The 24,485-nt window shown below is 69.8% G+C and carries 25 protein-coding genes; 11 read left to right on the forward strand and 14 right to left on the reverse strand.

The features are described 5' to 3' along the window. Window positions 1-9: 9 nt before the first annotated feature. A complete protein-coding gene (locus ABIE38_RS03885; RefSeq protein ID WP_354054115.1) occupies window positions 10-930 on the reverse strand; it encodes a PAC2 family protein in 921 nt (306 codons plus the stop codon). Between the two features lie 285 nt (window positions 931-1,215). On the opposite strand from ABIE38_RS03885, the gene ABIE38_RS03890 reads away from it, so the two are divergent. Then, complete coding sequence (locus ABIE38_RS03890; protein WP_354054116.1) at window positions 1,216-2,394, forward strand: DUF4192 domain-containing protein; 1,179 nt, start codon at window positions 1,216-1,218, stop codon at window positions 2,392-2,394. Between the two features lie 30 nt (window positions 2,395-2,424). Here ABIE38_RS03890 and galE read toward each other — a convergent pair whose 3' ends face one another. Further along, entirely contained in the window at window positions 2,425-3,411 is a 987-nt protein-coding gene (gene galE, locus ABIE38_RS03895) for a UDP-glucose 4-epimerase GalE (protein WP_354054117.1), read from the reverse strand. Continuing rightward, window positions 3,408-4,097, reverse strand: coding sequence for an iron-dependent transcriptional repressor DtxR (locus ABIE38_RS03900; RefSeq protein ID WP_354054118.1), 690 nt, complete (start codon window positions 4,095-4,097; stop codon window positions 3,408-3,410). Before ABIE38_RS03900 ends, galE begins: the two co-directional genes overlap by 4 nt. Window positions 4,098-4,323: 226 nt before the next feature. Between ABIE38_RS03900 and ABIE38_RS03905 the strand changes: the two genes are divergently transcribed. Beyond that, window positions 4,324-5,556, forward strand: a complete 1,233-nt coding sequence (locus ABIE38_RS03905) for an acetoin utilization protein AcuC (RefSeq protein WP_354054119.1) — start codon at window positions 4,324-4,326, stop codon at window positions 5,554-5,556. 62 nt (window positions 5,557-5,618) lie between these two features. Beyond that, window positions 5,619-8,360 (forward strand): bifunctional acetate--CoA ligase family protein/GNAT family N-acetyltransferase, encoded by a 2,742-nt coding sequence (locus ABIE38_RS03910; protein ID WP_354054120.1) that lies wholly within the window; start codon window positions 5,619-5,621, stop codon window positions 8,358-8,360. A gap of 158 nt (window positions 8,361-8,518) precedes the next feature. On the opposite strand, the gene ABIE38_RS03915 is transcribed toward ABIE38_RS03910, so the two are convergent. The 4 genes from ABIE38_RS03915 to ABIE38_RS03930 all read right to left on the reverse strand — a co-directional run bounded on the left by ABIE38_RS03915 (window position 8,519) and on the right by ABIE38_RS03930 (window position 12,159). Next, window positions 8,519-9,487, reverse strand: coding sequence for a sigma-70 family RNA polymerase sigma factor (locus ABIE38_RS03915; RefSeq protein ID WP_179525209.1), 969 nt, complete (start codon window positions 9,485-9,487; stop codon window positions 8,519-8,521). Between the two features lie 139 nt (window positions 9,488-9,626). Next, complete coding sequence (gene dtd, locus ABIE38_RS03920) at window positions 9,627-10,070, reverse strand: D-aminoacyl-tRNA deacylase (RefSeq protein ID WP_354054121.1); 444 nt, start codon at window positions 10,068-10,070, stop codon at window positions 9,627-9,629. After that, on the reverse strand, window positions 10,067-11,683 hold the full coding sequence (locus ABIE38_RS03925) for a DUF7782 domain-containing protein (RefSeq protein WP_354054122.1): 1,617 nt from the start codon (window positions 11,681-11,683) through the stop codon (window positions 10,067-10,069). The genes dtd and ABIE38_RS03925 overlap by 4 nt, the downstream gene beginning before the upstream one ends. Next, window positions 11,680-12,159, reverse strand: a complete 480-nt coding sequence (locus ABIE38_RS03930; protein WP_354054123.1) for a DUF3099 domain-containing protein — start codon at window positions 12,157-12,159, stop codon at window positions 11,680-11,682. The genes ABIE38_RS03925 and ABIE38_RS03930 overlap by 4 nt, the downstream gene beginning before the upstream one ends. A 58-nt stretch (window positions 12,160-12,217) precedes the next feature. Here ABIE38_RS03930 and ABIE38_RS03935 point away from each other — a divergent pair, with 58 nt between their 5' ends. Continuing rightward, window positions 12,218-12,463, forward strand: coding sequence for a DUF3039 domain-containing protein (locus ABIE38_RS03935; protein WP_017837712.1), 246 nt, complete (start codon window positions 12,218-12,220; stop codon window positions 12,461-12,463). A gap of 109 nt (window positions 12,464-12,572) precedes the next feature. Further along, entirely contained in the window at window positions 12,573-14,300 is a 1,728-nt protein-coding gene (locus ABIE38_RS03940) for a DEAD/DEAH box helicase (RefSeq protein WP_354054754.1), read from the forward strand. A 121-nt stretch (window positions 14,301-14,421) separates the two neighbouring features. On the opposite strand, the gene ABIE38_RS03945 is transcribed toward ABIE38_RS03940, so the two are convergent. Both ABIE38_RS03945 and ppgK read right to left on the reverse strand, forming a co-directional pair. Beyond that, window positions 14,422-15,813, reverse strand: coding sequence for an RNA polymerase sigma factor (locus tag ABIE38_RS03945; RefSeq protein ID WP_354054124.1), 1,392 nt, complete (start codon window positions 15,811-15,813; stop codon window positions 14,422-14,424). Between the two features lie 181 nt (window positions 15,814-15,994). Beyond that, complete coding sequence (gene ppgK / locus ABIE38_RS03950; protein WP_354054125.1) at window positions 15,995-16,840, reverse strand: polyphosphate--glucose phosphotransferase; 846 nt, start codon at window positions 16,838-16,840, stop codon at window positions 15,995-15,997. Between the two features lie 159 nt (window positions 16,841-16,999). Here ppgK and ABIE38_RS03955 point away from each other — a divergent pair, with 159 nt between their 5' ends. Further along, complete coding sequence (locus tag ABIE38_RS03955) at window positions 17,000-17,863, forward strand: inositol monophosphatase family protein (protein ID WP_354054126.1); 864 nt, start codon at window positions 17,000-17,002, stop codon at window positions 17,861-17,863. On the opposite strand, the gene cei is transcribed toward ABIE38_RS03955, so the two are convergent. Further along, window positions 17,853-18,491: an envelope integrity protein Cei gene (gene cei, locus ABIE38_RS03960; RefSeq protein WP_354054127.1), complete on the reverse strand. Its 639-nt coding sequence runs from the start codon at window positions 18,489-18,491 to the stop codon at window positions 17,853-17,855. The genes ABIE38_RS03955 and cei overlap by 11 nt on opposite strands. Before the next feature lie 206 nt (window positions 18,492-18,697). Between cei and ABIE38_RS03965 the strand changes: the two genes are divergently transcribed. After that, a complete protein-coding gene (locus tag ABIE38_RS03965) occupies window positions 18,698-19,000 on the forward strand; it encodes a DUF4193 domain-containing protein (RefSeq protein WP_179525218.1) in 303 nt (100 codons plus the stop codon). A 4-nt stretch (window positions 19,001-19,004) separates the two neighbouring features. Here ABIE38_RS03965 and ABIE38_RS03970 read toward each other — a convergent pair whose 3' ends face one another. After that, window positions 19,005-19,511, reverse strand: coding sequence for a DUF3093 domain-containing protein (locus ABIE38_RS03970; protein ID WP_354054128.1), 507 nt, complete (start codon window positions 19,509-19,511; stop codon window positions 19,005-19,007). A 53-nt stretch (window positions 19,512-19,564) separates the two neighbouring features. Between ABIE38_RS03970 and dut the strand changes: the two genes are divergently transcribed. The 4 genes from dut to ABIE38_RS03990 all read left to right on the forward strand — a co-directional run bounded on the left by dut (window position 19,565) and on the right by ABIE38_RS03990 (window position 22,107). Beyond that, window positions 19,565-20,044 carry a dUTP diphosphatase gene (dut, locus tag ABIE38_RS03975; RefSeq protein WP_354054129.1) on the forward strand — a complete coding sequence of 160 codons (480 nt, stop codon included), beginning with the start codon at window positions 19,565-19,567 and terminating at the stop codon, window positions 20,042-20,044. Window positions 20,045-20,123: 79 nt separating this feature from the next. Continuing rightward, entirely contained in the window at window positions 20,124-20,972 is an 849-nt protein-coding gene (locus tag ABIE38_RS03980) for a DUF3710 domain-containing protein (RefSeq protein WP_354054130.1), read from the forward strand. A gap of 26 nt (window positions 20,973-20,998) precedes the next feature. After that, the gene (locus tag ABIE38_RS03985) at window positions 20,999-21,397 is read left to right on the forward strand and encodes a single stranded DNA-binding domain-containing protein (protein WP_354054131.1); all 399 of its coding nucleotides are present in this window, start codon (window positions 20,999-21,001) and stop codon (window positions 21,395-21,397) included. 110 nt (window positions 21,398-21,507) lie between these two features. Further along, window positions 21,508-22,107 carry a DUF3159 domain-containing protein gene (locus ABIE38_RS03990; RefSeq protein WP_502914728.1) on the forward strand — a complete coding sequence of 200 codons (600 nt, stop codon included), beginning with the start codon at window positions 21,508-21,510 and terminating at the stop codon, window positions 22,105-22,107. A gap of 101 nt (window positions 22,108-22,208) precedes the next feature. Here ABIE38_RS03990 and ABIE38_RS03995 read toward each other — a convergent pair whose 3' ends face one another. From ABIE38_RS03995 to ABIE38_RS04005, 3 genes are all read right to left on the reverse strand, one after another. Then, window positions 22,209-23,126 carry a DUF2189 domain-containing protein gene (locus ABIE38_RS03995; RefSeq protein ID WP_354054133.1) on the reverse strand — a complete coding sequence of 306 codons (918 nt, stop codon included), beginning with the start codon at window positions 23,124-23,126 and terminating at the stop codon, window positions 22,209-22,211. 175 nt (window positions 23,127-23,301) lie between these two features. Then, a complete protein-coding gene (gene ahpD / locus ABIE38_RS04000; protein ID WP_179525224.1) occupies window positions 23,302-23,826 on the reverse strand; it encodes an alkylhydroperoxidase, AhpD family in 525 nt (174 codons plus the stop codon). Next, window positions 23,823-24,419 (reverse strand): peroxiredoxin, encoded by a 597-nt coding sequence (locus ABIE38_RS04005; RefSeq protein WP_354054134.1) that lies wholly within the window; start codon window positions 24,417-24,419, stop codon window positions 23,823-23,825. The genes ahpD and ABIE38_RS04005 overlap by 4 nt, the downstream gene beginning before the upstream one ends. Between the last annotated feature and the right edge of the window lie 66 nt (window positions 24,420-24,485).

Raw genomic sequence — 24,485 nt, forward strand, 5'->3', positions numbered from 1 at the left:
GGCGCGGGGCTAGTCGTCGCCGGTCTGCTCCGCGAGGAACCGCTCGAACTCGGCACCGATCTCGTCGCCGGACGGCAGCGGTGTGCCGCCGGGGTTGAGCGAGTCGGACCCGTGGCGGGACTCCATGAACTCGTCGTACTGTTTCTCCATCAACTCCACGGCGGTCCGGATCTCCGGGCTGTCGGCGATCTGGGCGGTGACCTGTGCGGTGAAGTCCTGGGCCGCGGTCTCCAGCTCACCGGACGGCAGCTCGAGCTGCGAGATCTGGGCGATGTTGCCGACGAGGTTGAGCACCGCCGCGGGGTAGGCGGTCTGCGACAGGTACTGGGGGACGTGGACGGTGAAGCCCGCGGACGGGATGCCGTGCTCGGCCATCCGGAGCTCCAGCAGCGCGCTCACGTTCCCCGGGACGGAGAACTCCCCGGGCCACGCGGTGAAGCCGCGGATGAGTTCGACGTCGCTGGCGTGTGCACTCGCCTGGGTCGGGCGGGTGTGCGGCACCCCCAGCGGGATGGCGCCGAGGCCGATCGACATCCGGGCTCCGAACGAACCGGCGAGGTCGATCACGGATTCGGTGAACCCGTCCCACTTCAGGTCCGGCTCGAGGCCGGAGAGCAGGAGGAAGGACGTGCCGCCCGCGTCCTTCACGGCGTGCATCTGGATGGTCGGCTCCGAGTACCCGGCGAAATGGTCGAAGGAGTACCGCACCTGCGGCCGACGTGAGCGGTAGTCCACCAACTCGTCCGCGTTGAACTCCACGATCAACTGGGAGTCCAGGCTGTCCTTGAGGTGTTCCGTGACGCCCTGGATCGCCTGGCCGGCGTCGGAGAAGCCCTCCAACGCATGCACGAGCACCGGACCCTGTCCGGATTCCGATCGCAGATCGGGAACGGGCTCGATCAGTCGGTACAGATCGCTGTGCCTGGCCATGTCGACTCCTCTCGTCGCAACACCCCGAGCCGTCCGGTCGGGTCCGAACTTGTCGTCCCACCGGGACGGGGTTTCTCCTCTTTGCCAACGACCGCGGGCCGTAGTTGATTCCCCACCGTGCCGCGGGTTCCACAGCGGGTCGCTCCCCGCCGGTTCACTCCCGGGTGAGTGCCGGTGGCGTGTCCGAAGGTTGATCCGGTGCACCGGCACCCGCGGGCCGCCCTCTTCCGGGGAGCGGTCGCGAGACGACGAGACAGCGCGAGACGACGAGACAGGTGGACGACGATGACCGCGAACGGACGGATCGGTGACGACGGAGTGGACGACCCTCGGACGGTGGTGATCACCTCCCCGGAGGAGCTCATCGCGTCCATCCCGTCGATGTTGGGCTTCCCGCCGGGGCCCGGATCGGTGGTGGTGATATGCGGGCGGACCGCAGACGGCCACGCCGGGCCGGTCGTCAGGATGGATGTCGACGGACTGCTCGCGGCACCGGGATCGCCACCCGGGGGAGTCGACGGGTGGGTCGGCGCGGACGGGTGGGCCGGTGCGGACGGGTGGGCCGGAGCGGACGGGTGGACCGGAGCGGACGGGTGGACCGGAGCGGAGGACTGCCGCTCCGGGGAGGGTGAGCACCCACCGGTCGTGGCCGACGACGGTCCGGCTCGTGGGTTGGCCCGGTTCTGCTCGAGGGAGGGAGTGACCGACGTGCACCTGGTGGTGGTCCACGAGGACTGTGCGGACGGGCACTCCGCCGGGCTCCGCGCGGAGGACGCCGCCGCGGCGTTCGAGTACTGGTTGGGGCTGGCCGGCACGCAGGTCGTCGGCGCCTACGGGGTCGGCGAGTTCGCACACGGCTCACCCTGGGTCGATCTGTTCGGGATGGTCCGGGGCACGCAGGCCGATCCGGATTCGACGGAGATCGCAGCGGTCCACGCGTTCGACGGGCGGGTCCGGGCCGGTTCGAGGGGAGAGATCGACAGGCTCTACCAGGTGCGGGACCACGAGGCGTGTGACGACGAGCCGCACGGTCGGGGACCCGCACGGCTGGAGGGAGCCCTCGAGGTGGACCGCGCGGTGAGGGCGCACGAGGACGCGGTCCGCCGCCTGGAGGAGGGAGAGGAGCTCGACGACGACGAGCTGGCCGGGATCGGTCGCGTCCTGCTGGACATCGCCGTGCGGGACGAGGTCTACCGGCGACTGGCCCACCGGGGGCTGTGCGATCGCGACGGCCGCCGCCTGCTGTGGTGGTCGCTCGCGCGCCGCCGGCCGGGCCGCGAACGCTCGGTGGCGTTGCTGTTGCTGGGGGCCGCGGCCTACTTCGCCGGCAGCGGGGTCCACGCGCGGTCCGCTCTCGAGGCGGCGGTGACAGCGGACCCGGGGAACTCGTTGGCGCGATTGCTGCTCCACGGACTGGAGAACGGGCTCGCGCCCGAGCGTCTCCGTCGGGTGGCCGCGGCCTGAGGGGACCGGGCCGAACGCGCCGGCCCGGGACTACCGCGGGGCGGAGTGCGCCCGATCACCCAGGGCCGACGTGAACGCCCACGCATCGCGGACGATGGTGCCTAGATCGGTGCGGGTGGGGGTCCACCCCAGCTCCGTCATCGCCTTCTCGCTGGACGCCACGAGGACTGCCGGGTCGCCGGCGCGGCGCGGCGCGACCACGTCCGGGATCGGGTGCCCGGTGACCTCGCGGCACACGTCGATCACCTCGCGGACGGAGAAGCCCTCCCCGCTGCCGAGGTTGAGTACGCGGTGGACACCGGGTCGATTGGACTCCAGGGCCAGCAGGTGCGCGTCGGCGAGGTCGGCGACGTGGATGTAGTCGCGGACGCAGGTGCCGTCCGGGGTGGGCCAGTCGTCGCCGAAGACCTTGATCTCGGATCGGTGCCCCAGGGCCACCTGCAGGACCAGCGGGATGAGGTGGGTCTCGACGACACGGTTCTCTCCCACCGGACCGTGGGCGCCGGCCACATTGAAGTAGCGCAGGCTCGTGGCGGCGAGTCCGTGGGCCACCGCGTACGAGGTGATGGCGTGATCGATCGCCAGTTTGGTGGCGCCGTAGGTGTTGGTGGGCCGGGTGGGCATGGCCTCGGTGATCGGGACCTGCTCCGGCTCGCCGTAGGTCGCCGCGGTGGACGAGAAGACGAGGTTCGTGACGTCGGCCGCGCGCATCGCGTCGAGGAGCGCGAGGGAGGTCACGACGTTGCCCTGCCAGTACTCCCCGGGCTTCTCCACCGATTCCCCGACGAGTGAGCGGGCGGCGAAGTGCAGCACCCCGTCGAATCCGGATCCCGGGCTCAGGACCTCGCCCGCCAGCGCGGCGACATCGCCCTCGATGAACGTCGCCCCCGCGGGGACGCCCGACCTGTTGCCGGTGGAGAGGTCGTCCAGGACCACGACCTCGTGTCCGCGCTCGACGAGCACCGTCGCGCAGACCCCCCCGACGTACCCCGCCCCGCCGGTGACGAGCAGCTTCACGGGAGGATCTCGACCTGGATCGCGTGCGCGTGGTCACCGTCGAGTTCCACCGTGTGACCGTCACCGGAGTCGAGCTCGACGAGGTGGCCCCGCCGGGTCGCGGTCACGGTCCGCAGTGGTTCCACCCCGTGCGCGCGGAGCTCGGAGATGAGGTCGGTGTCGATCTGGACGTTCTCGCCGATCGCCTGGATGCGGACGCTGTGCGGGATGTCCGTGTCCAGCGCAGACAGGCGCGTGAACGCGCGATCGTCGGCCATCCGGGAGGTGTAACCGATCCGGTCGAGCCCTGGTATGGGGTTGCCGTACGGTGACGTCCTCGGATCGTCGAGTACCTCGATGAGGCGACGCTCCACGTCGTCACTCATGACGTGCTCCCATCGGCACGCCTCAGCGTGGACCTTCTCCAGTTCCAAGCCGATCACATCGACGAGCAGTCGCTCCGCGAGACGGTGTTTGCGCATCACGTCCACGGCCAGATCCCGGCCGGTCGTCGTGAGCTGGAGATGACGGTCGGGCGCCACGTGTACGAGGCCGTCGCGTTCCATCCGCGCGACCGTCTGGCTCACGGTCGGACCGCTCTGCTCGAGTCGCTCCGCGATCCTGGCCCGGAGTGGGATGACTCCCTCCTCCTCGAGCTCATAGATGGTGCGGAGGTACATCTCGGTGGTGTCCACCAGGTCTTTCACGCTGAATCCTCCACGTCGGATCGTCGCAGGTAGTCGCCCCCGGTGGTCGACGGTCCCATCCGGGTTCACGGTCGAGACTACCGCCGGGCCTCGAACCGGGGTGGGGAGCGGGCAATCGGGGGTCGGGTCGGGCCCCGCCGCGTAGATTCGTGGGGCGCACATCTCGGTGATCCCACCGGGTGTGGGCCGCCGGGAGCGTCCCGGTGCGAGGGGAGGACGGGTGGCAATGGCCGGTATCCGGGACGGCGTCGCGGCCGCGGTGGTGTGGAGTCCCTCGCTGATGGAGTACCGGCACTCCGCCGATCATCCGATGAGTCCGCGCAGACTCGATCTGACCATGTCGCTGGCCACGGAACTCGGGGTTCTGCAGGGCGTGGAGATGCTGGACCCCGGTTCGGCGAGCGACGAGGAGCTGCTCCGCGTCCACACGTCCCGTTATGTCAGTGCCGTCAGGGCGGCCGGCGACCTGCCGCCCGGGGAGCACTTCGGGATGAGCCACGGTCTCGGCACGGCGGACAACCCGACGTTCCCGGGCATGCACGAGGCCAGCGCCGCGGTGGCCGGAGGCACCCTCGCAGCAGCGCGGGCGATCGCCAGTGGCGCCGCGACGCGGGCGGTCTCCGTGGCCGGCGGCATGCACCACGCCATGCCCGCGGCCGCCGCCGGGTTCTGCGTCTACAACGACGCCGCGGTGGCCATCAGCTGGTTGCTCGACAACGGGTACGACCGCATCGCCTACGTGGACATCGACGTCCACCACGGGGACGGTGTCCAGGCCGCCTTCTACGAGGATCCGCGTGTGCTGACCATGTCCCTGCACCAGCACCCGGCGACCCTGTGGCCGTCGACGGGATGGGCGTCGGAGACGGGGGTGGGCCGGGCTGAGGGGACCGCGGTGAACCTGGCGTTCCTGCCGGCGGTCACGGACGGGCTGTGGCTGCGCGGGTTCCACGCGGTCGTCCCCGGGGTCCTCCGGGCCTTCGAGCCGCAGATCATCGTCATGCAGGCCGGTTGTGACTCGCACCGCGAGGACCCGCTCGCCGACCTGTCCCTCACAGTCGACGGGCACCGCGAGTCCTACCTCCGGCTCATCGCGTTGGCGGACGAGCTCTGCGAGGGGCGGATCATCGCGATCGGCGGTGGTGGCTACGAGCTGGTCCGGGTGGTCCCGCGATCGTGGACCCATCTCATCGCGGCCGTCCTCGGCGTCCCCGTGGATCCGGAGACGCGGGTGCCGGAGGAGTGGAAGGCCATGGCCGCCCGGTTCACCGTTCCGGACAGGGTCCCGCAGACGATGAGTGACGGCGGAGACCCCGCGCACACGCCCTGGGAGCCCGCCGGTGCCGATCGTGGGGGAGAGATGGACCGGACGCTGGCCCGACTCGACCAGTCGATCCTCGACACCCGCCGCTCGGTGTACCCCCTGCTCGGACTCGACCCGGACGATCCCCGGGACTGACCGCAACGCTCCCGCGTCGCGGGTGCCCACCATTCACGACTGCTGTCTCATGGAGGACCACGATGGCCAACCCCGGTGACGGAACGACCGACGGCGGCGCCCCCGAGGGTGACGCGCCCGTCGTCAACCCGCCAGAACACGCCTCCACCGACACGGCGGTCGACGACTATCCGGAGGGCTACCCGCACGAGTGGGCGGCGGACGTCCTGGGTTCCGACGGCCGCGCGGTGCGGATCCGGCCGGTCCTGCCCAACGACTCGGAGAAGATCACCCGCTTCCACGCCAGCCTCTCCGAACGGACCCGCTACCTGCGCTACTTCGGCTCCCATGACGTCCTGTCGGCCAAGGAACTGCAGCGGATGACCAACGTCGACTACCGCGACCGCATGGCGTTCGTCGCGGAACTGGGCGCGGAGATCATCGGGATGGCGATCTACGAGAGGCTCCCGGACTCGACGTTCGCCGAGGTGGCGTTCACCATCTCGGACCAGCACCAGGGGCGGGGGCTCGGGTCGATCTTCCTCGAGCATCTCGCGGGGTCCGCCGCAGAGTGCGGGATCGACCACTTCGAGGCGGAGGTGCTCTCGGAGAACCGGTCGATGATCCAGGTGTTCCGACGGGCGGGGTACGAGATCTCGCGCTCCTTCGATGGATCCACCCTGCATCTCGAGTTCGCGATCGACCCCACCGAGGCGTTGACCAACGTCCGCAACGCCCGCGAGACCGCGGCCGAGGCGCGCAGCCTCGCGAGAGTCCTGACCCCCGCCTCGGTGGCGGTCATCGGCGCCTCCGACCAGGTCGGGAAAATCGGCCACACGGTCCTGCGCAACCTCATCGGGAACGGGTTCTCCGGCCCGGTGTACCCGGTCAACTCCGATGCGACCTCCGTGCAGTCCGTCCGCGCCTACGCCAGCGTCCGCGACATCCCCGACCCGGTGGACCTGGCCGTGGTGGCGGTTCCGGCCGCGTCCATGTCCGAGGTGCTCGACGACTGCCTGTCCAAGGGGGTCTCGACCCTCGTCGTGATCTCTGCCGGGTTCTCCGACGTCGGCAGCGCCGGAGTGGTGTCCGAACGTCGCCTGGTCAGCGAGGCCCGCGCCCACGGTATGCGGGTGGTGGGGCCCAACGCCCTCGGGGTGATCAACACCTCTCCCGACGTCCAGCTCAACGCCACCCTCGCCGAGGTGGTCCCGGGGCCGGGCCGGGCAGGGTTCTTCTGTCAGTCCGGTGCCCTGGGGATCACCATCCTCGCCGCAGCCGCCCGCCGGGGGCTGGGCCTGTCCACCTTCGTCTCCGCGGGTAACCGAGCCGACGTCTCTGGTAACGACCTGCTCCAGTACTGGGATACCGACACCGATACCGAGGTGGTCCTGCTCTACCTGGAGAGTTTCGGTAACCCCCGCAAGTTCTCGCGGATCGCGCGCCGGGTGGCCCGCAACAAGCCGGTCGTGGTGGTTCGCCGGGCCGCCGACGACATGGAATCGGGAGTACAGGGCCTGACAGCCTCGGCCATCCGCGGACTGTTCCGTGACTCCGGGCTCATCCAGGTGGACTCCATCACCGACATGTTCGACACCGCGACGTTGCTCGCCTATCAGCCGCTGCCGGCGGGCGGCCGTCTGGCGATCGTCGGGAACTCGACCGCCGTCGGGCGACTCGGCGGGGACTCCGCGCGGCTGCAGGGATTCACCGTGGCGCACTCGATCGACCTGGGGGCCGGAGCGCTACCCGAGGACTTCCGGACCGCGATAGCCGACGTGGTGGCCCGCGACGAGGTGGACTCGGTCCTGACGGTCTTCGTGCCACCGGTGGCCACCGAGCCCGATGCCTACGCCGAGGCTATCCGTGCTGCTGCGGCCGACAGTTCCAAGCCGGTGGTCAGTACCTTCCTCGCCGGCGAGGGGCTGCCCGAGGGTCTCACCATCACGGACGAGTCCGGCGTGGCCTCACGGGGTTCCATCCCGTCGTACCCGTACCCCGAGCGTGCGGTGTCAGCGCTGGTGCGCGCCCGCCGCTACGCCGAGTGGTTGGACCAGCCCGCCGAGGAGCCGGCCGAGTACGACGACATCGACCGCGCCCGCGCGCGGGATCTCGTCGATTCGCTGTGTCACTCGAACACCGGGAGTGAGTCGTTCGAACTCACCCAGGGGCAGGTCCGGGGTCTGCTGGAGTGCTACGGCGTCGGGATCGTCGACTACCGTGTGGCGGCCGGAGTGGAGCAGGCGGCGATGGCGGCCGAGGAACTCGGGTACCCGGTGGCGGTCAAGGCGATGGGGGAGAAGTGGCGGACCCGCAGTGACCAGTCCGGGGTCCGCCTGGATCTGACCGACGCGGGGGCCGTGCGTCATGCCTTCGACGACCTCCGGGCGACCACCGGCTCCCGGGCACTCCACGTCCAGAAGATGGCCACCAAGGGGGTCGCGGTGACGATCCGGGTGGCGGACCACCCGATCTTCGGCTCGCTCATCTCCTTCGGCCTGTCCGGGATGCTCTCGGACCTCCTCGCCGATCGCGCGTTCAGCACCCTGCCGATCTCCCCCTCGGAGGCCCGGTCGCTTCTCGACCGTCCGCGGGCCGCTCCCATCCTCGACGGGTATGCGGGGGACACCCCGGCGGACAGGGACGCGCTGGTGGAGCTCATGGGCCGGATGTCGTGCCTGGTGGAGGACGTCCCCGAGCTCAGGCGGCTATCCCTCGACCCGGCGCTCGCGGCCCCCGACGGTGTGTCCGTGTTGTACGCACAGGTCCATCTGGGGCCGCCCCCGCGGTTCAGCGGGGACGAGGGGCCGCGGAGACTGCGCTAGCTGTCAGTACAGCCAGCGCGGCGTGCGCGGCGGGCCGGCCACCGCGCTGGCGCGGCTCGCCGCCCGGTCCGCACACGGCTGAGCCCCGGCTCCGGTGGCGGGGTGAACCCGCCTGACGTGGAGCCGGGGCTCAGCCGTACCCCTGTCCGGCGCGGACCTCAGACCGCGTAGGAGCGGAGCTTGTCGGCGCGGCGCCCCTCACGGAGCTTCGCCATGACCTCGCGCTCGATCTGGCGGACGCGCTCACGCGAGAGCCCGAAACGCTTGCCGATCTGATCGAGGGTGCGGGGCTGGCCGTCGTCGAGACCGAACCTAAGTGTGATGACCTGCTGCTCGCGCTCCTCGAGCGTGGACAGGACCGCACGGACGTCCGAGTGCATGACGTTGGTGACGACCGTGTTCTCGGCGCTGGTGGCCTCGGCGTCCTCGATGAAGTCGCCCAACGGCGCCTCCTCGTCCGCGCCGACGGGCATGTCCAGGCTCACCGGGTCGCGCGAGTGGTCGAGCAGCTCCTCGATCTTGTGCGCGGGGATCCCCGACTCCTCCGCCAGCTCATCGAGAGTCGCCTCGCGACCGAGCTGCTGGTGGAGTTCCCGCTTGATGCGGGCGAGCTTGTTGACCTGCTCGACCAGGTGCACGGGGAGCCGGATGGTGCGGGACTGGTCGGCCATCCCCCGGGTGATCGCCTGGCGGATCCACCACGTGGCGTAGGTCGAGAACTTGAAGCCCTTGGCGTAGTCGAACTTCTCCATGGCCCTGATCAGGCCGAGGTTGCCCTCTTGGATGAGGTCCAGCAGCGGCATGCCGCGCCCCGTGTAGCGCTTGGCGAGTGAGACCACCAGGCGCAGATTTGCCTCGAGGAGGTGCGCGCGGGCGGCCTCGCCCTCAGCGACGATCACCTTGAGGTCGGCCTTCTTGGTGGGGCCCATCCGCTTCTTGGTGGCCAGGAGATGGGCAGCGTAGAGGCCGGCCTCGATACGCTTGGAGAGTTCGACCTCGTCCTCCGCGTTCAGCAGAGCCGTCTTGCCGATCCCGTTGAGGTAGACGCGGACGAGGTCCGCGCTGGGGCTCTGGCCATCCGAATCCGCCTCCGTCCGACGGTCCGATCGGGTGGTGGCTGACGTCATGTCTCCTCCTCCTGCCGGCCCGGGGGATCAGAGTCGGCGGTCGGTTGCTGATGGACGGAACGGACGCGTGTCCGGGTCACGGTCACGTACTGCTACAACGGCGGTGGTGCCTGGAATGTTCCCGCGCCCATGACGTCCGTCACGACGTCCGGGAGCCCGAGGTGTCGACGAGGACGGTGAACGGGCCGTCGTTCACGGAGCTGACCTGCATCATCTCGCCGAACGCCCCGGTCGCGACCTCGAGACCCCGGTCACAGAGACCCCGCACCACCGCATCGACCGCGGCCTCGGCCCGTTCCCCGGGGGCCGCGCGGGCCCAGGACGGTCGGCGCCCCTTGCTCGTCGACCCCATGAGGGTGAACTGGCTGACCACCAGGACAGGCGCGCCGATCTCGACCGCCCCCACCTCGCCCGGCAGGATTCGCAGCTCCGCGATCTTGCGGACCATCGTGGCGACGTCCACCTCGTCGTCGTCGGTCGACACGCCCAGCAGCACCAGCAGCCCGGCGCGGGGGAGCGCACCCACGACCTTCCCGTCGACGGTGACCGACGCCTCGGTGACGCGCGTGATGACGGCCCTCACCCGCCCACCGGCCCCGGGGTGACGGCGGTGCGAACGCCGGGCGGGAGCAACCCGGGGACCCCGGCGGGGACGACGACGCCGTGGAGGAACAGATCGGCCACGACCCTGCGCACGGGTTCCGCCAGCTCCCCGGGGTCCCGACCGGCCCCCGCCGCGGCGAGGACGACGAGATCCTCCAGGGGTAGCGCACCCATACGCGCCCCTCGGAGGACCGTCGCGGTCAGCGGGTCGATCTCGTGGCGCCAACGCGCACCGGTGACACGCTCGACCACCACCATCCCGGCCGGCGCGGAGGACCCGGACGTCTCGTCCCCCGGGTCACCGGGGTCCGGCGCCAGGCTCTCCGAGACGTGCAGGCGGACGTCGGGGGAGACGGTGAACACCGTCGCGTCCAGCGCCCGCTCCTGCCCACCCCGTCGGTCCGCGGCCGCCCGCAGCCAGGCCATCCGCGCGAAGTAGGCCTCGGCCTCGTCTCCGAGCCCCTCGTCGAAGGGGTGGGTGAGGTCCTCGCAGAGCACCGACGACGCGCCGTCGATCCGCCTGAGGAAGACGTACCCGAACCCGACCCCGTCGACGCCCCGGTCCTCGAAGTGGTCGAGCCAGGCGTCCGCCGCGAGGGCGGTGGACTCGTCCCTCGGGTCCAGGCCCTCGTCCGTGAGCCATGTCCAGACGTAGAGCTCCGGGTCCGACGTGTCGCGACGGAGTACCCAGGCCTCCACCCCGTCGGAGGGGATCCACGACGCCACGTGGGTCCGCCAGTCGGTGTCCTGCCGCTCCACCCAGGAGGCCAGGATGACCGCGGTGCCGCCCTGGGTCAGGTGTTCGTGAGCCCCGGACACGACCGTCCTGCTCGCCCCGTCGAGGTCGAGTCCCGACTCGCGGTAGGTATGGCCGGGATCGGAGGGGCCCACCACGAACGGCGGGTTGGCGACGACCCGGTCGAAACGACGATGGGCCACGGGCTCGAACCAGGGACCGGCGAGCAGTTCCCCGTCCAACCCGTTGATGGCCAGCGTGGCGGACGCCAGGTCCAGACACCTCGGGGTGATGTCCGTACCCGTCGCCGTCCTCGCGGTCTCGAGGGCGTGCACGAGCTGGATGCCGCAGCCGGTGCCGAGGTCGAGGACGGAGTCCACGGGGGAGGTGGGTGTGATCCGGAGGAGGGACAGCGTGGCCTGCCCGACCCCGAGGACGTGGTCGGGCCTCGTAATGGCGTGGGCCATCGACCCGTCGAGGTCGGCGAAGACCCAGCGTGTGCCGTGACCGGTGTCCACGGGTCGGAGGTCGAGGAGCGCCCGGAGGGTCGCCTCCGGCGTGGTCTGACGAGTCCACAATCCGGCGTCGATCCCGTCGGGGACGGGTACCCCGGGCAGGGCCGCCACGACCTCGTCCTCGGGGACCGCGCCGCCCAGGATGAACAACCGGACCAGGGTCCCGACCGGCCCGGCGGAGCGGGCGCGCCTGCGGACGGACGCCGAGTCCGAGCGGGCGAGCGCCGAGACCGCCTCCGGTCCCAGCGTGTCCTCCAGACCGGGCACCGTGAAGTGGCACTCGCGGAACGACTCCGCCAGGACGGGGGCCAGACGGGTGAGGGTGGGAACTGTCGGGGTCACCGGGCGGGATCGCTCTCATCGGGTCGGTCGGCCGGGTCCGGGGTCGCGGGGGCGGGACCGTCGCCGGAGCGGTCACCGTGTGCCGGGTCGTCGTGGGCCGGGCTCGGGTGCGACGACGGGCCACCCGTGAGGCTCGGCGGCATGGCGTAGGGCGTGTGGTTGGACAGCGCACCGGCGGTGTACATCCGGGCCTGACCCTTGGGTAGCGGAGGCCTGTCGTTGGCGCTGATCACGGCGATCCACGGGATCGGTATGGACCCCGCGACGATGGCCAGTGCGATCCACGGGTTGTTCCAGAGAGCCAGGGACCCCGCGGCGAGGAGCAACGCCGGGATCCGGATGGACATCAGGAGGAAGTACCGCTTCTTCCGCGCAGCGAGTTCGTCCCGGTAGGACTCCCGCGCGGCGGTGATCAGAACGGGCCTCGCGGTGCCGTCCCGATCTTTGGACCGCTTGCGACGGGAGTCGGGTGCCATGGCCCCCAAGGTACTCCGGCGTTGGCGCGCCGACCGTGGCGTGCGGCATCATGAGGGGGTGAGCACCACCCGGACCAAGACACTAGAGCGCCCCGAGGTCACGACGACCGAGGAGACGCAGGACGACGCGCCCAAGTTCTTCCACTACGTGGACAAGAGCAAGATCGCCGAGAGCGCGGTCATGGGCTCCTATGTGATCGCCCTCTGCGGCGAGGTGTTCCCTGTCACCCGGTCCGCCAAGCCCGGTTCCCCCGTCTGCCCGGAGTGCAAGCGCGTCTACGAGACCCTGAAGCCTGGTGAGTGAACCCGGCGCGGTCCCGGGCACCGAGGAGCAGACCGCTGACCCCGCCGCCACGGCGGCCGCGGGTGCGCCGCTGCGCGCCTGGCAGCGGACCGCGCTGCGCAAGTACCTCATGGCCCGGCCGAAGGACTTCCTCGCCGTGGCCACTCCCGGCGCCGGTAAGACGACCTTCGGTCTGCGCGTGGCCACCGAACTCCTGGCCGACCGGACGGTCGACGCGATCACCGTGGTGGCCCCCACCGAGCACCTCAAGTTCCAATGGGCCGAGGCCGCCGCGAGGGCCGGTATCGCGCTCGATCCCGAGTACTCCAACTCCTCGGGCGCGCTCGCCCCGGAATACCACGGCGTGGTGGTCACCTACGCCCAGGTGGCATCTCACCCGTTCAAGCACCGCGAACGGACCGCATCCCGCCGAACCCTGGTGATCCTCGACGAGATCCACCACGGCGGCGACGCCAAGAGCTGGGGAGACGGCATCCGTGAGGCGTTCGACGACGCCGAGCGTCGCCTGTCCCTGACCGGCACACCGTTCCGCTCCGACGACAGTCCGATCCCGTTCGTCACCTACGAACCCGACGGCCAGGGCCATCAGCGGTCCAGGGCCGATCACTCCTACGGGTACGCCGACGCCCTGGCCGACGGCGTGGTGCGCCCCGTCGTCTTCCTCGCCTACTCTGGCGAGGCGCGCTGGCGGACCAATGCCGGTGAGGAGTTCTCCGCCCGGCTCGGCGAACCGCTCAGCGCGGATCAGAACTCGCGCGCCTGGCGGGTGGCGTTGGACCCCCACGGCGACTGGATGCCGGCGGTGCTCCAGGCGGCACACACCCGGCTCCGGCAGATCCGTGCGGGTGGGGTGCCCGACGCCGGCGGGTTGGTGATCGCCACCGACCAGGAACGCGCCCGCGAGTACGCGGCACTGCTCACGGAGATCACCGGGCGGGCCCCCGTCGTCGTCCTGTCCGACGACCCCACGGCCTCGAGCCGGATCGGCACGTTCTCCGCCTCGACGGACGAGTGGATGGTCGCGGTCCGCATGGTCTCGGAGGGGGTGGACGTCCCGCGCCTGAGCGTGGGGGTGTACGCCACCAGTGCCTCGACGCCCTTGTACTTCGCCCAGGCCATCGGCCGGTTCGTCAGGTCCCGCAGGCCGGGGGAGACCGCGTCGGTGTTCCTGCCGTCGGTCCCGGTCCTGTTGCAGCTCGCCTCCCAGATGGAGGCCCAACGGGACCACGTCCTGGGCAAGCCCCACCGCGAGGACGGGCTCGAGGACGAGCTGCTGGCGCAGGCCAACCAGCAACACGACGAGCCCGACGCGGACGACGAGGACAAGGGGTACATCTCCCTCGGCGCCGACGCCGAACTCGACCAGATCGTCTACGAAGGGTCCTCCTACGGCACGGCCACGTTCGCGGGGAGCGAGGAGGAGGCCGACTACATCGGTCTCCCCGGTCTGCTCGGGGCGGACGACGTCAAGGCCCTCCTGCGTCAGCGGGAGAAGGAGCAGATCAGACGGTCGTCCGGTGAGGGGTCCTCCGCGCCCGGGGCAGTGGCGGTGGTGGGCGTGGGGACGGACCCGACAATCTCCGGCACCACCCTCCCGGGCAATGCCGGCGGTCCGGGCGCGAACGCGGGTGCGGCTGCCGCCCGCGTGGCCTCCGCGGCCGAGCTCAAGGATCTGAGGCGCCAGCTCAACACGCTGGTGTCCGTGTACTCGGGCCGCCTGGGCAAGTCCCACGGCGCCATCCACACGCAGCTGCGCAACTCCTGTGGTGGTCCTCCGGTGCCCATGGCCTCGGCCGACCAGATCCGGGAACGGATCTCGCTGCTGCGCAGCTGGTAGGGGAGGCGCGGTACCACCCTCGGCGTCCCTGGCGGATGCTCGTGCGAACGACCCCGGGCCCCGTCGATGTCGACGGGGCCCGGGGTCGTCTGCGGTCCGGGGCATCGGACCGCCCGGGCGATCAGTCCAGGTAGTCGCGCAGTACCTGGGACCGCGACGGGTGGCGCAGCTTGGACATGGTCTTGGACTCGATCTGGCGGATCCGCTCACGCGTGACCCCGTAGACCTGGCCGATCTCGTCGAGCGTGCGGGGCAGCCCGTCGGTGAGGCCGAAACGCAACCGCACCACACCCGCCTCGCGCTCGGACAGGGTGTCGAGCACCGAGCGGAGCTGGTCCTGCAGGAGCGTGAAGCTCACCGCGTCCACGGCCACCACGGCCTCGGAGTCCTCGATGAAGTCGCCGAGCTGGGAGTCGCCCTCGTCGCCGATGGTCTGGTCGAGCGAAATGGGCTCCCGGGCGTACTGCTGGATCTCCAGCACCTTCTCCGGGGTGATGTCCATCTCCTTGGCCAGCTCCTCCGGAGTGGGCTCGCGACCCAGGTCCTGGAGCAACTCGCGCTGGATGCGCCCGAGCTTGTTGATGACCTCGACCATGTGCACCGGGATGCGGATGGTGCGTGCCTGGTCCGCCATGGCGCGGGTGATGGCCTGGCGGATCCACCAGGTCGCGTAGGTCGAGAACTTGTAGCCCTTGGTGTAGTCGAACTTCTCGACGGCGCGGATCAGACCCAGGTTGCCCTCCTGGATGAGGTCCAGGAACGCCATCCCGCGGCCGGTGTAGCGCTTGGCCAGGGAGACGACCAGCCGGAGGTTGGCCTCGAGCAGGTGGTTCTTGGCGCGGACACCATCCCGCTCGATCCACTTGTAGTCGCGGCGCTGGGCGGTGGTGAGCTTCTCTCCACGCTCGACGACCTGGGCCATGAACCAGGTGGCGTAGAGGCCGGCCTCGATACGCTTGGCCAGCTCGACCTCCTCTTCGGCGTTGAGCAGGGCGACCTTGCCGATCTGCTTGAGATAGGCGCGGACCGAGTCGGCCGAGGCGGTGAGCTCGGCGTCCTTGCGGGCCTGCCGCAGGGCCTCGGACTCGTCCTCGTCCCAGACGAAGTCGCCCGACGCCTTGTCCTTGGCGGTCGGCCCCTCCTTGGTCTCCTCGTCGGCCTCCGCGTCATTGACGTCGACGACCTCGACCTCGACGTCCTCGAGCTCGGCGGTATCCGGCTCGACCTCGAGTGCCTCGACCGGTGCGTCGTCGATCGGAGCGGTGTCCGTGATCGCGGGCTCCCCCGCGGCGGCGGTCTTCTTGGCCGCGGTCTTCTTCGCGGCGGTCTTCTTGGCGGCGGTCTTCTTGGCCGGGGCCGACTTCTTCGCCGCCGTCTTCTTGGCGGGGCCGGCCTTCTTCGCGGGTGTCCTGCTCGCCGCGGTCTTCTTGGCGGGGGCCTCGCCCGTGACCTCGGTGTCCGACGGATCGCCGCTCATCGCGGAATCCGAACTGGTGGTCTTCGTGGCTGCCACAAACGCCCCTTCACAACCGGTGAATCGATGGGAAACGGGGATCGATGCCGCACAGTGTGCCGACACTCGAGCCGTCCGCCTTGCGGTACCGGGCCCGTCCCCGGCCGGTAGGTGATCCCGGCCTGCGCCATTGTAACGAGGAACCAGCCGGGAGGTCGCATCAGGCGCTGTTGACGAGGGGTCAATAGCTGTCCGGGGCCAGTGTCGACCCCAGATCGACCAGGCCGTCGTGCGCCGCCGAGTACAGCGCGGCCCCGATGATCCCGGCGTCGCCTCGTCTGATGGCCGCGCGAACCGGGGTGCGGTTCTCCAGCAGCGGGAACCACTCCTCGGCGGCCTCGCTGATCCCGCCGCCCAGGACGAATGCGCGGGGCCAGAGCAGGTCCTCGAGGGAGCGCAGGACGTTGGACACGTGGGGCGCCCATTCCTCGTAGGTCAGTCCGTCCCGCGCTCGAACCGACGCGGAGGCCAGGTGCTCGGCCTCGTCGAAACCCCGGCCGGCGATGTCCTCCACCATGAGGTGGCCGAACTCCGTGTTGGGGACGAGATGGCCGTTGAGCAGTAGTGCCGAACCGATCCCCGTTCCGAAGGTCAGCAGGACCACCAGGCCGTCCACCCCCTCACCGGCGCCGTAGTGCACCTCGGTGATACCCGCGGCGTCGGCGTCGTTGAGCATGACCACCGAGCGTCCGGGGAGGTGCTCGTCGAACAGGGCGACCACGTCGCAGCCGACCCAGGAGTCGTCGATGTTGTGGGCGATCCTCGCGACCCCGTCGTGGATGACGCTGGGGAGCGCCACCCCCACAGGGCCGTCCCACCCGAGCTCCTCGACCATCGCGCGGATGACCTCGGAGACCGCGTCCGGCGTCGCCGGCCGCGGGGTGGGACGAGTCGACCGGGGGCCGAGGAGTTCCCCGGTGCCGAGGTCGACCAGTCCTGCCTTGATCCCTGTGCCGCCGACGTCCACCCCCAGGCCGGTGGAGGTGGCCGATCCCTGGGTGCTCTCGGCAGGTGTGGGGGTGGGCATCTCGGGCTCCCGGGTGACGGGCCGTGTGGGTCACGGCTGGGGTTGGAGTCCACCGGACCGACGGGGCACGATGGGGGCGACGAGCGCCCGTTCGTCAGCGTATCTGTCCGGTACCACCGTGGGCCGGTCCATTCGGGGACGACGACGAGGGGAGCCGACATGTCGGAGGAGACCGGCGCAGGGGTCGCAGGACCAGCCCACCCGGACACCGTGGACGAGCTGAGGGAGTTCGCGTGTCGGCTCGCGGTCTCGGGCGGTGACGTGGCCCGGCGGATGGTGGAACAGTTCGGCTCCACGGGCCTCGACGCGCGTGCCAAGAGTTCTGCGACCGACCCGGTCACCGTCATCGACACCACCGTGGAGGAGCACCTCCGTGCACAGGTGACGTCGGCCAGGCCGGGCGACCGCGTCCTGGGGGAGGAGGGTGGCGAGGAGCCGACCGTCGCGGGACGGGCGGTCGTGCGGTGGGTGGTGGACCCGGTCGACGGAACCGTCAACCTCCTCTACGGGATCCCCTTCACCGCCGTCTCCGTGGCGGCGGAGGTCGACGGGGTGGTTCTCGCGGGTGCGGTGCACAACATCGTCACCGGCGAGACCTGGACCGCGGGGCTCGGCCGCGGGTCCAGCCTCCGATCCGCCACGGGAACGCTCACCGAACTGACGGCGTCAGCGTGTGACGACCTGTCGATGGCGCTCGTCGGAACAGGGTTCTCCTACGACTCGGACGTCCGCGCGGAACAGGGGCGGGTGGTCGCGGACCTCCTCCCGCGGATCCGTGACATCAGACGGTGCGGGTCCGCGGCCCTGGACCTGTGCATGGTGGCCACCGGCCGGATCGATGCCTACTACGAGCGCTGCCTCAAGCCGTGGGATCACGCGGCCGGGGCCCTGATCGCCGCCGAGGCCGGCGCGGTGGTGAGGGTCTCCGACGACGACGACGTCCCCACTGCCGCCGCCGCACCCGGTGTGGCGAGGGAGTTCCTGTCCGCGATCGAGGCGCTCGGGGGCGCGGTCAGCAGTTGACGGCTCGCGCCGCGTCCAGCTCGGCGGAGATCGGTTGACGTCCCACCTTGAGCTCGTCGAGAGCTCCCACACTCTCCGCCGAGTCCGACAGTCGCGAGAAGATCGTCCCCAGCACCAGGTCGACGGACTCGTCCGCCCGCCCGTCGGACACCAGCTGCATGCACGGCGCCGCCAGGGACAGTGACCTCGCGTTCGCCTCCCCGGCCTCGCCGTAGCGGATCTGCCCGTGGCACTCGAGGTCCTGGGCGTAGACGGGGTCGTTGCCGGTGGCGTCGGCCCCCGCCGGCTGGAATCCGCGTTCGGCGAGTTGGGCGGCGACCGCTCCCGCCTGACCGCTCTGCCCGTTCGCGTTGAGCACCCGGACCCGCGTGTCCGCCAACAGGGCCGGCTCGACCGAGTCGAGTGCGCCGGCGGGCTGTTCCTGCAGTCCCGCCTCCTCCGCCGCGGGCGTCACGGGGCAGGCGGCGGCCTGCGTCGCCGCATCGCTGCCCATGAGGGCGGAGGCCCACACCAGGCCACCGAGGACCAACGTGGCCACCACGAACAGCACGTAGGGGCTGCGGAGGCGTCCCATCCCCCGAGTGGGGGTCGGGTTGGGTGTCGCCTGGGCGCTGAGGTGGACGACCATGAGGGTCCTTCCTGCAGGTGTCACGGTGCGGGAGCCCTGTCCGGGTCCGCCTCATCACTGTAATCGTCGGGTGATCGGCGTCTCGACGGGGACACGGTCCGGAAGTGGGGATGAAATCCCTGCTAGTTTCCGTTAATATGCGTGCGCCGGTCGGTCCACGATCGAACCGCCCGCCCCTCGCCACCAGACCGCTAGAGAAGAGACACATGGCAACCGACTACGACGCACCCCGCCGGACCGAAGCTGACGAGCTGGCCGGTGATTCGCTGGAGGAACTCAAGGCCCGGAGGGCGGAGGGGGCCACCGGCGAGGTCGACGTCGACGAGACGGACACCGCCGAGTCCTACGAATTGCCGGGTGCCGACCTGTCAGGGGAGGAACTCACCGTTCGTGTGGTTCCCGAGCAGGACAACGAGTTCACCTGTGGTGACTGTTTCCTCGTCCACCACCGCAGCCGGTTCGCCGAGGAGAGGGACGGACTACCGATCTGCGTGGACTGCGCGGGCTGATCGATCAGCTGTAGTGGTTGTCCGGGAGGGCCGCCGCGAGTCCCTCCGGGTCACGGGTGCTGATCAGCCAGTAGGGCGTGGGGTCCAGCGGGTCGTCCAGGACGACGATCACCATGGTGGGGACATAACCGCGATGGACGACGAACGCCTCCGGGTCGAGTTGGCGCCCCATCGCGGCCTGCTTGGCGGTCGCCGGCACGACGGCGCTGCGCGAGATCGCCTCGAAGGGCAGACTGGCGCGGCCCGCGTACAGGGTCCCTCCGCCCTGACCGTCGGACTCGACCTCGATACGTTCGCGACCGACGGTGACGAAGAGCCAGGCGAACAGGGCGGGCACGGCAACGGTGAGCAGCCACAGCCACAACGGCGCACCGAATGTCGAGGCCACGGCTACGACGAGGACGGTGACGGCGGCGAGTACCACCCACCACCATCCCGGTACCCGGAGTCGTTCCGAGTGAACAGGGCGCGGGACCCGGTCGGGCGACGGTCGGAGATCTTCTTCGGTCACGACAACAAGACTATCCATCACCCGGGCTCCACCCGGCAGGAGGGCGGCCAGCCATGAACCACCCCGACCACTCGTCCGGATCACGCGGACCGCTGCGGCTACGACGGTTGGATCCCGGGCTTCCGGTGCCCTCCCGCGCACACCCCTTGGATGCGGGTGTCGACCTCTTCTCGGCCGAGGACCGCGGGCTCGAGCCCGGGCAGCGTGCACTGGTGGGCACAGGGGTGTCCGTCGCCATCCCGGAGGGGTACGCCGGGCTCGTCCACCCCAGATCCGGTCTCGCCGCGCGGGCGGGACTCTCGATCGTCAACGCCCCGGGCACGATCGATGCCGGGTATCGCGGCGAGATCAAGGTCAACCTGATCAACCTCGACCCGTCCGAGCCGGTTCACATCGGACGCGGTGACCGGATCGCACAGTTGATCATCCAGAGAGTCGAACTCTGGGACGTGCAGGAGGTCGACGAGCTCGACCAGACCGACCGGGGAGAGCGGGGCCACGGCTCGACCGGAGGTCACCACCGCCTGACCTGACCGGCGCCACACCACGTTGGGTAGCGTCAAGAGGCACGGTCCCGACCGGGACCGGGTCGCACGCGGAGAGGATTCGACCATGTTCGGACGCAAGAAGTCGGTGACCGGGGACCGCGACGCCGCCACCACCGGGGACACCGCGGACTCCGCACCGTCCACGACCGGTCCGCATGACCGGTCATCGGTCGGGGACGTGGCCCGGTACTACACCGACCTCGGGTACGGACACCTCGACCTCGGCTCCCTGGTGATCGGCGTCCCGAAGGGACGCGATCTGAACGTCGCGCTGGACCCGAACGGTCAGCCGGAGTTCCACGTGGTCACGACCGTCTCGCGGGTGATCCCGCGCGCCTTCGCCGCGCCGAAGTCCGCCGGGCAGTGGCGGACCATGGTCGCCGCCATGCGCGAGCAGCTCGAGGGGCAGGGCGCCGAGGTGACCGTCGAGGACGGTCCGTGGGGGCGCGAGCTCGTGGCCGCGATGCCGGGCGCGGTCTTCCGTGCGATCGGTGTCGACGGGCACCGGTGGACCGCCGAGGTGCGCATCATGGCAACCCCGGAGCTGGCCGAGCAGGCCGCCGAGGAGGGGCGGGAGGTGTTCGAGCATCTGCTGGTGAACCGTGGCGACGGACCGATGCCCGTCCGGGAGGTGCTTCCGCTGACCATCCCTGACGAGATCCAGCAGGCGCTGGTCAAGGCGCAGTCGCAGTTGGCGGCACAACAGCAGGCGCAGGCGTACCAGCAGCAGATGGCGGCAGGTCAACAGGGTCAGCCGGCCGCGCAGGCCCGGCCCCAGAACCAGCAGGCTCCGACATCGGGCACTCCGGCCCCGAGCCCGACCCCCGCTCGGGAAGAGCCTCAGCAGCCGGAGTCCCGGCCCCGCAGGGACGGCAGCGCCATGGACCGGCTCCGCTCCACCGACGATCTCTGACCGACCGATGCGCTGAGAGGGGTGCCATGCCCGTCACGCGGATGTTCCGTGGTCTCTCGACTCGGCTGACCGCGCCGCTCGAATCGCTCGACGCGGTGGACCTGGCCGGTGCGGTGCAGGGAATCGGCTGCTCGCCCGTCGAGGACGCCCAGAGGGGCCAGATGGTGACCCTCGCCGGACGCGTGCGGACGGTCCTGTCCTGTGGAGGAGAGAAGTTCCTCGGTGTGACCGCCGAGGTGTACGACGGTACGGGTGCGGTGAACGTGTGTTGGCTGGGGCGTGGTTCGATCCCGGGTATCGACACGGGCCGCTTCGTCAAGGTGACCGGGCGCATCGGCGTCCGGTCCGGCCAGAAGATCATGTTCAACCCACGGTACGAATTGCTCAGCGGGCAGCCGGGCGCTACACGCGGAGGAGAAGTGTGAACGAGTCTGAGCGGGCCGGCGATCCGTCCACCGGAGTAGTACCCCCGGAGAACACGGGAGGGAAACGAAGGTCCGCGTTCGGTGATCCGGACGCCTCGCTGCTCGAGCAGATGGGTGGAGTCCGAGGCCTCGTCTATTCGTCGATCCCCATCCTGACCTTCGTCCCCGTCAACGGTTTCTGGGGACTGACGGTGGCGATCTGGGCTGCCCTGGGGGTGGCGGTCGCCATGCTGGCGTGGTCCCTGGTCCGACGGGAGAACCCCCAGCCGGCGATCTCCGGCTTCTTCGGGGTCGCGATCGGTGTCCTGATCGCCTGGCGCACCGGGAGCGCGAAGGGGTACTTCCTCTACGGGATCATCACGCAGGCGGTGTACGGCGGGGTGTTCGCCCTGTCGGCGCTCGCGCGGTGGCCACTCGTCGGCGTGATCTGGGGCCTGCTCGACGGGAAGGGGATGTCCTGGCGCCGACACCCGAAGGCGCGTCGGTGGTACGCCGTCGCCACGTGGATCTGGGCCGGGCTCTTCGCGATTCGCGCCGTCCTGCAGTACGCGCTCTATCTCAACGACGAGGTCAACTGGCTCGGGGCCGCCCGCATCGCGATGGGCTGGCCCCTCGCGCTGCTGGCGTTCGCGGCGACGATCTGGGCGGTGCGGCGCGCGATGGTCTACGAGAGGCAGTCCGCAGAGGACAGAGAAGCCACGCACGACTGAGACGCCTCACCTCGGAAGGACGACGGCCCCCGGCGAGTTCGCCGGGGGCCGTCGTCTGTCTGGTGTGTGTCTGTCACCCGCGGGCACGAGTGACGCAGTGGTCAGACCGTGCTCGTCGCCATCCGCGAGAACTCGCTCGGGCCCGTGATGGTGCGATAGGCGAATACCGAGGCCAGGGTGGCCACGGGGATCGCGATGAGGAGGCCGACGAACAGGGCGAGGAAACCGGCCACGACGACGAGGATGTTGAGCACCGCGAGAGCGAACAGGTTTCCCGCGTCGGACTTGATGGCGTTGACGCTGGACTTCATGGCGTCGATCGCGGTCATGTTGCGGTCCACGACGAAGTGGAGGGTCCAGTACAGGAAGAAGGCGATCACGATTCCGGGGATGATGAGGAGGATCATCCCGACAGACGTCGCGATCGCCACGAGGATCGCGGCGATGACGAACGCCCCGAAGTTCTGCAACTTGAAGAAGTCACCGATCTCCGGCTTGTGCCCGTCCACCTCGAGTAGGGCTCCCCGGATGATGAATGCCTGGAACAGGAAGCTCACTGCGATCGCGAGTATCGAGCCCAGGAACGCCACCGACGCAGACTGAGAGTTGGATATCGAACTCGCGACCCCGTTCGCGAGGAACATCGCCAACGTGACCAACACCCACGGCAGTGGATTGTTCTTGAACATCTGCCAGCCGGCGCCGATCGCGTCGGTGGCGGACACCCTGCCCGTCATCACCGGCCCGCCCCCCTGGCCGGACTGGGGGTACCCGGCCCCGTACCCGTGGTCTCCGTACGGCTGGTGGCCGAAGTCCTGTCCTCCATAGCCCTGCTGGCCATGGCCCTCCTGGCCGTAGCCCTGTCCGGGGTAGGGCTCCTGGCCGAATCCCTGTGCGTTCCCCTGTTCGCCGTACTGCTGCCCGCCGTACGGCTGTCCGCGCCAGTTCTGTTGGGCGGAGCCGGTGGCGTTCGGGTCATTCGGGATCCCGTCTCCTGACGGGGTACCTCCGGTGGTCATGGCATCTCCAGATCTCTTCGCGTCGGTGTGAAAGATTTTTCCACTTGCCTTGCCTCGAACCTAGTCCTGTCCGTGCGTTTTGGGGAGGGCCAACTCGCCGGCCGGCGTGGGGAAATGCGTGGAGCCCCGTCGACGATGTCGACGGGGCTCCGGGTCCGTTGACCGGACGACGGTGTCAGATGTTGGCGTGGATCTCGACAGCCTGTGCGACGCCGGCCACGGTTCCGGCGATCTTGACCGCCTCCCAGGCCTGCTCCTTGGTGATGCCCTCCTTGCGGATGACGTCATCGTGCGCGGCGGTGCAGTTCTCGCATCCGTTGATCGTCGAGACGGCCATGGACCAGAGCTCGAAGTCGGCCTTCTCCACTCCCGGGTTCGCGATGATGTTCATCCGCAAGCCCATACGGACCTGGGCGTAGTCGTCTCCCAGGAACTCCTTGGCGCGGTAAGCCACGTTGTTCATGGCCATGATGGACGCAGCGCCGAGGGCGGCGTTGAACGCCTCGTCGGACAGGTGCTCGCGCGCTTCGTCGGCGATCTCGGACAGCACGGTCTCGGACCGGGTCGCCGCGGCGGTGGCCAGGAAGGTCCCCCACAGCTGTTGGGGAGACAGCTCCGTGGAGCGCGCCAGCGACCCGAGGTTCAGCTTGAGATCCTTCGCGAACTCAGGGAGTCCGGACTTCAGGTTCTCGATGGTCACTTGATGCCCTCCTGCAGCATGTCCATCTTGTTGATGTTCTTCGTCGGGTCGTTCTTCTGCCAGTTGCAGGCGCAGACCTCGGACGACTGGAGGGCGTCGAGCACGCGGAGGACCTCGTCCACGTTGCGACCGACGGCGTCAGGCGTCACGGAGACGAACTGGATGACGTTGTCCGGGTCGACGATGAAGGTCGCGCGGTCGGCGACCCCGTCCGCGTTCTCGACACCGAGCGCGCGGATCAACTCGTGCTTGATGTCCGACAGGATCGGGAACGGGACGCCCTTGAGCTCGTCGTTGGTCGCGCGCCAGTTGAAGTGCGCGAACTCGTTGTCGATCGAGCCACCGAGGACCTGCGTGTCACGGTCCTGGAAGTCCTCGTCGAGCTTGCCGAACGCGGCGATCTCGGTGGGGCAGACGAAGGTGAAGTCCTTCGGGTAGAAGAAGATCACCCGCCACTTACCGGCGTACGACTGGTTGGTGACCGTCTCGAAGTAGTCCTCGGGCTGCTGGGCGTTGACCTGCTGGAGATCGCCACCCTTGAGTGCGGTGAGTTCGAAGTCGGGGAACTGATCGCCGATGGTGAGAAGTGCCATGTGATCCTCCTGGGTTATGGGCCGTTCTTGAACGGGCAGGGGAGACTATGCCCGACGCGCAGTGAG

Origin of the sequence: Dietzia sp. 2505, from assembly GCF_040546785.1 — a bacterium.
In the GTDB taxonomy this organism is placed as follows: Bacteria; Actinomycetota; Actinomycetes; order Mycobacteriales; family Mycobacteriaceae; genus Dietzia.

Excerpts from the sequence above, each read along its gene's own strand:
- ABIE38_RS03885 (WP_354054115.1), bottom strand. The coding sequence starts at position 930 with ATGGCCAGGCACAGCGATCTGTACCGACTGATCGAGCCCGTTCCCGAT.
- ABIE38_RS03890 (WP_354054116.1), top strand. The coding sequence starts at position 1,216 with ATGACCGCGAACGGACGGATCGGTGACGACGGAGTGGACGACCCTCGG.
- ABIE38_RS03905 (WP_354054119.1), top strand. The coding sequence starts at position 4,324 with ATGGCCGGTATCCGGGACGGCGTCGCGGCCGCGGTGGTGTGGAGTCCC.
- ABIE38_RS03910 (WP_354054120.1), top strand. The coding sequence starts at position 5,619 with ATGGCCAACCCCGGTGACGGAACGACCGACGGCGGCGCCCCCGAGGGT.
- ABIE38_RS03915 (WP_179525209.1), bottom strand. The coding sequence starts at position 9,487 with ATGACGTCAGCCACCACCCGATCGGACCGTCGGACGGAGGCGGATTCG.
- ABIE38_RS03930 (WP_354054123.1), bottom strand. The coding sequence starts at position 12,159 with ATGGCACCCGACTCCCGTCGCAAGCGGTCCAAAGATCGGGACGGCACC.
- ABIE38_RS03940 (WP_354054754.1), top strand. The coding sequence starts at position 12,573 with ATGGCCCGGCCGAAGGACTTCCTCGCCGTGGCCACTCCCGGCGCCGGT.
- ppgK (WP_354054125.1), bottom strand. The coding sequence starts at position 16,840 with ATGCCCACCCCCACACCTGCCGAGAGCACCCAGGGATCGGCCACCTCC.
- ABIE38_RS03955 (WP_354054126.1), top strand. The coding sequence starts at position 17,000 with ATGTCGGAGGAGACCGGCGCAGGGGTCGCAGGACCAGCCCACCCGGAC.
- cei (WP_354054127.1), bottom strand. The coding sequence starts at position 18,491 with ATGGTCGTCCACCTCAGCGCCCAGGCGACACCCAACCCGACCCCCACT.
- ABIE38_RS03965 (WP_179525218.1), top strand. The coding sequence starts at position 18,698 with ATGGCAACCGACTACGACGCACCCCGCCGGACCGAAGCTGACGAGCTG.
- dut (WP_354054129.1), top strand. The coding sequence starts at position 19,565 with ATGAACCACCCCGACCACTCGTCCGGATCACGCGGACCGCTGCGGCTA.
- ABIE38_RS03980 (WP_354054130.1), top strand. The coding sequence starts at position 20,124 with ATGTTCGGACGCAAGAAGTCGGTGACCGGGGACCGCGACGCCGCCACC.
- ABIE38_RS03985 (WP_354054131.1), top strand. The coding sequence starts at position 20,999 with ATGCCCGTCACGCGGATGTTCCGTGGTCTCTCGACTCGGCTGACCGCG.
- ABIE38_RS03990 (WP_502914728.1), top strand. The coding sequence starts at position 21,508 with ATGGGTGGAGTCCGAGGCCTCGTCTATTCGTCGATCCCCATCCTGACC.
- ABIE38_RS03995 (WP_354054133.1), bottom strand. The coding sequence starts at position 23,126 with ATGACCACCGGAGGTACCCCGTCAGGAGACGGGATCCCGAATGACCCG.
- ABIE38_RS04005 (WP_354054134.1), bottom strand. The coding sequence starts at position 24,419 with ATGGCACTTCTCACCATCGGCGATCAGTTCCCCGACTTCGAACTCACC.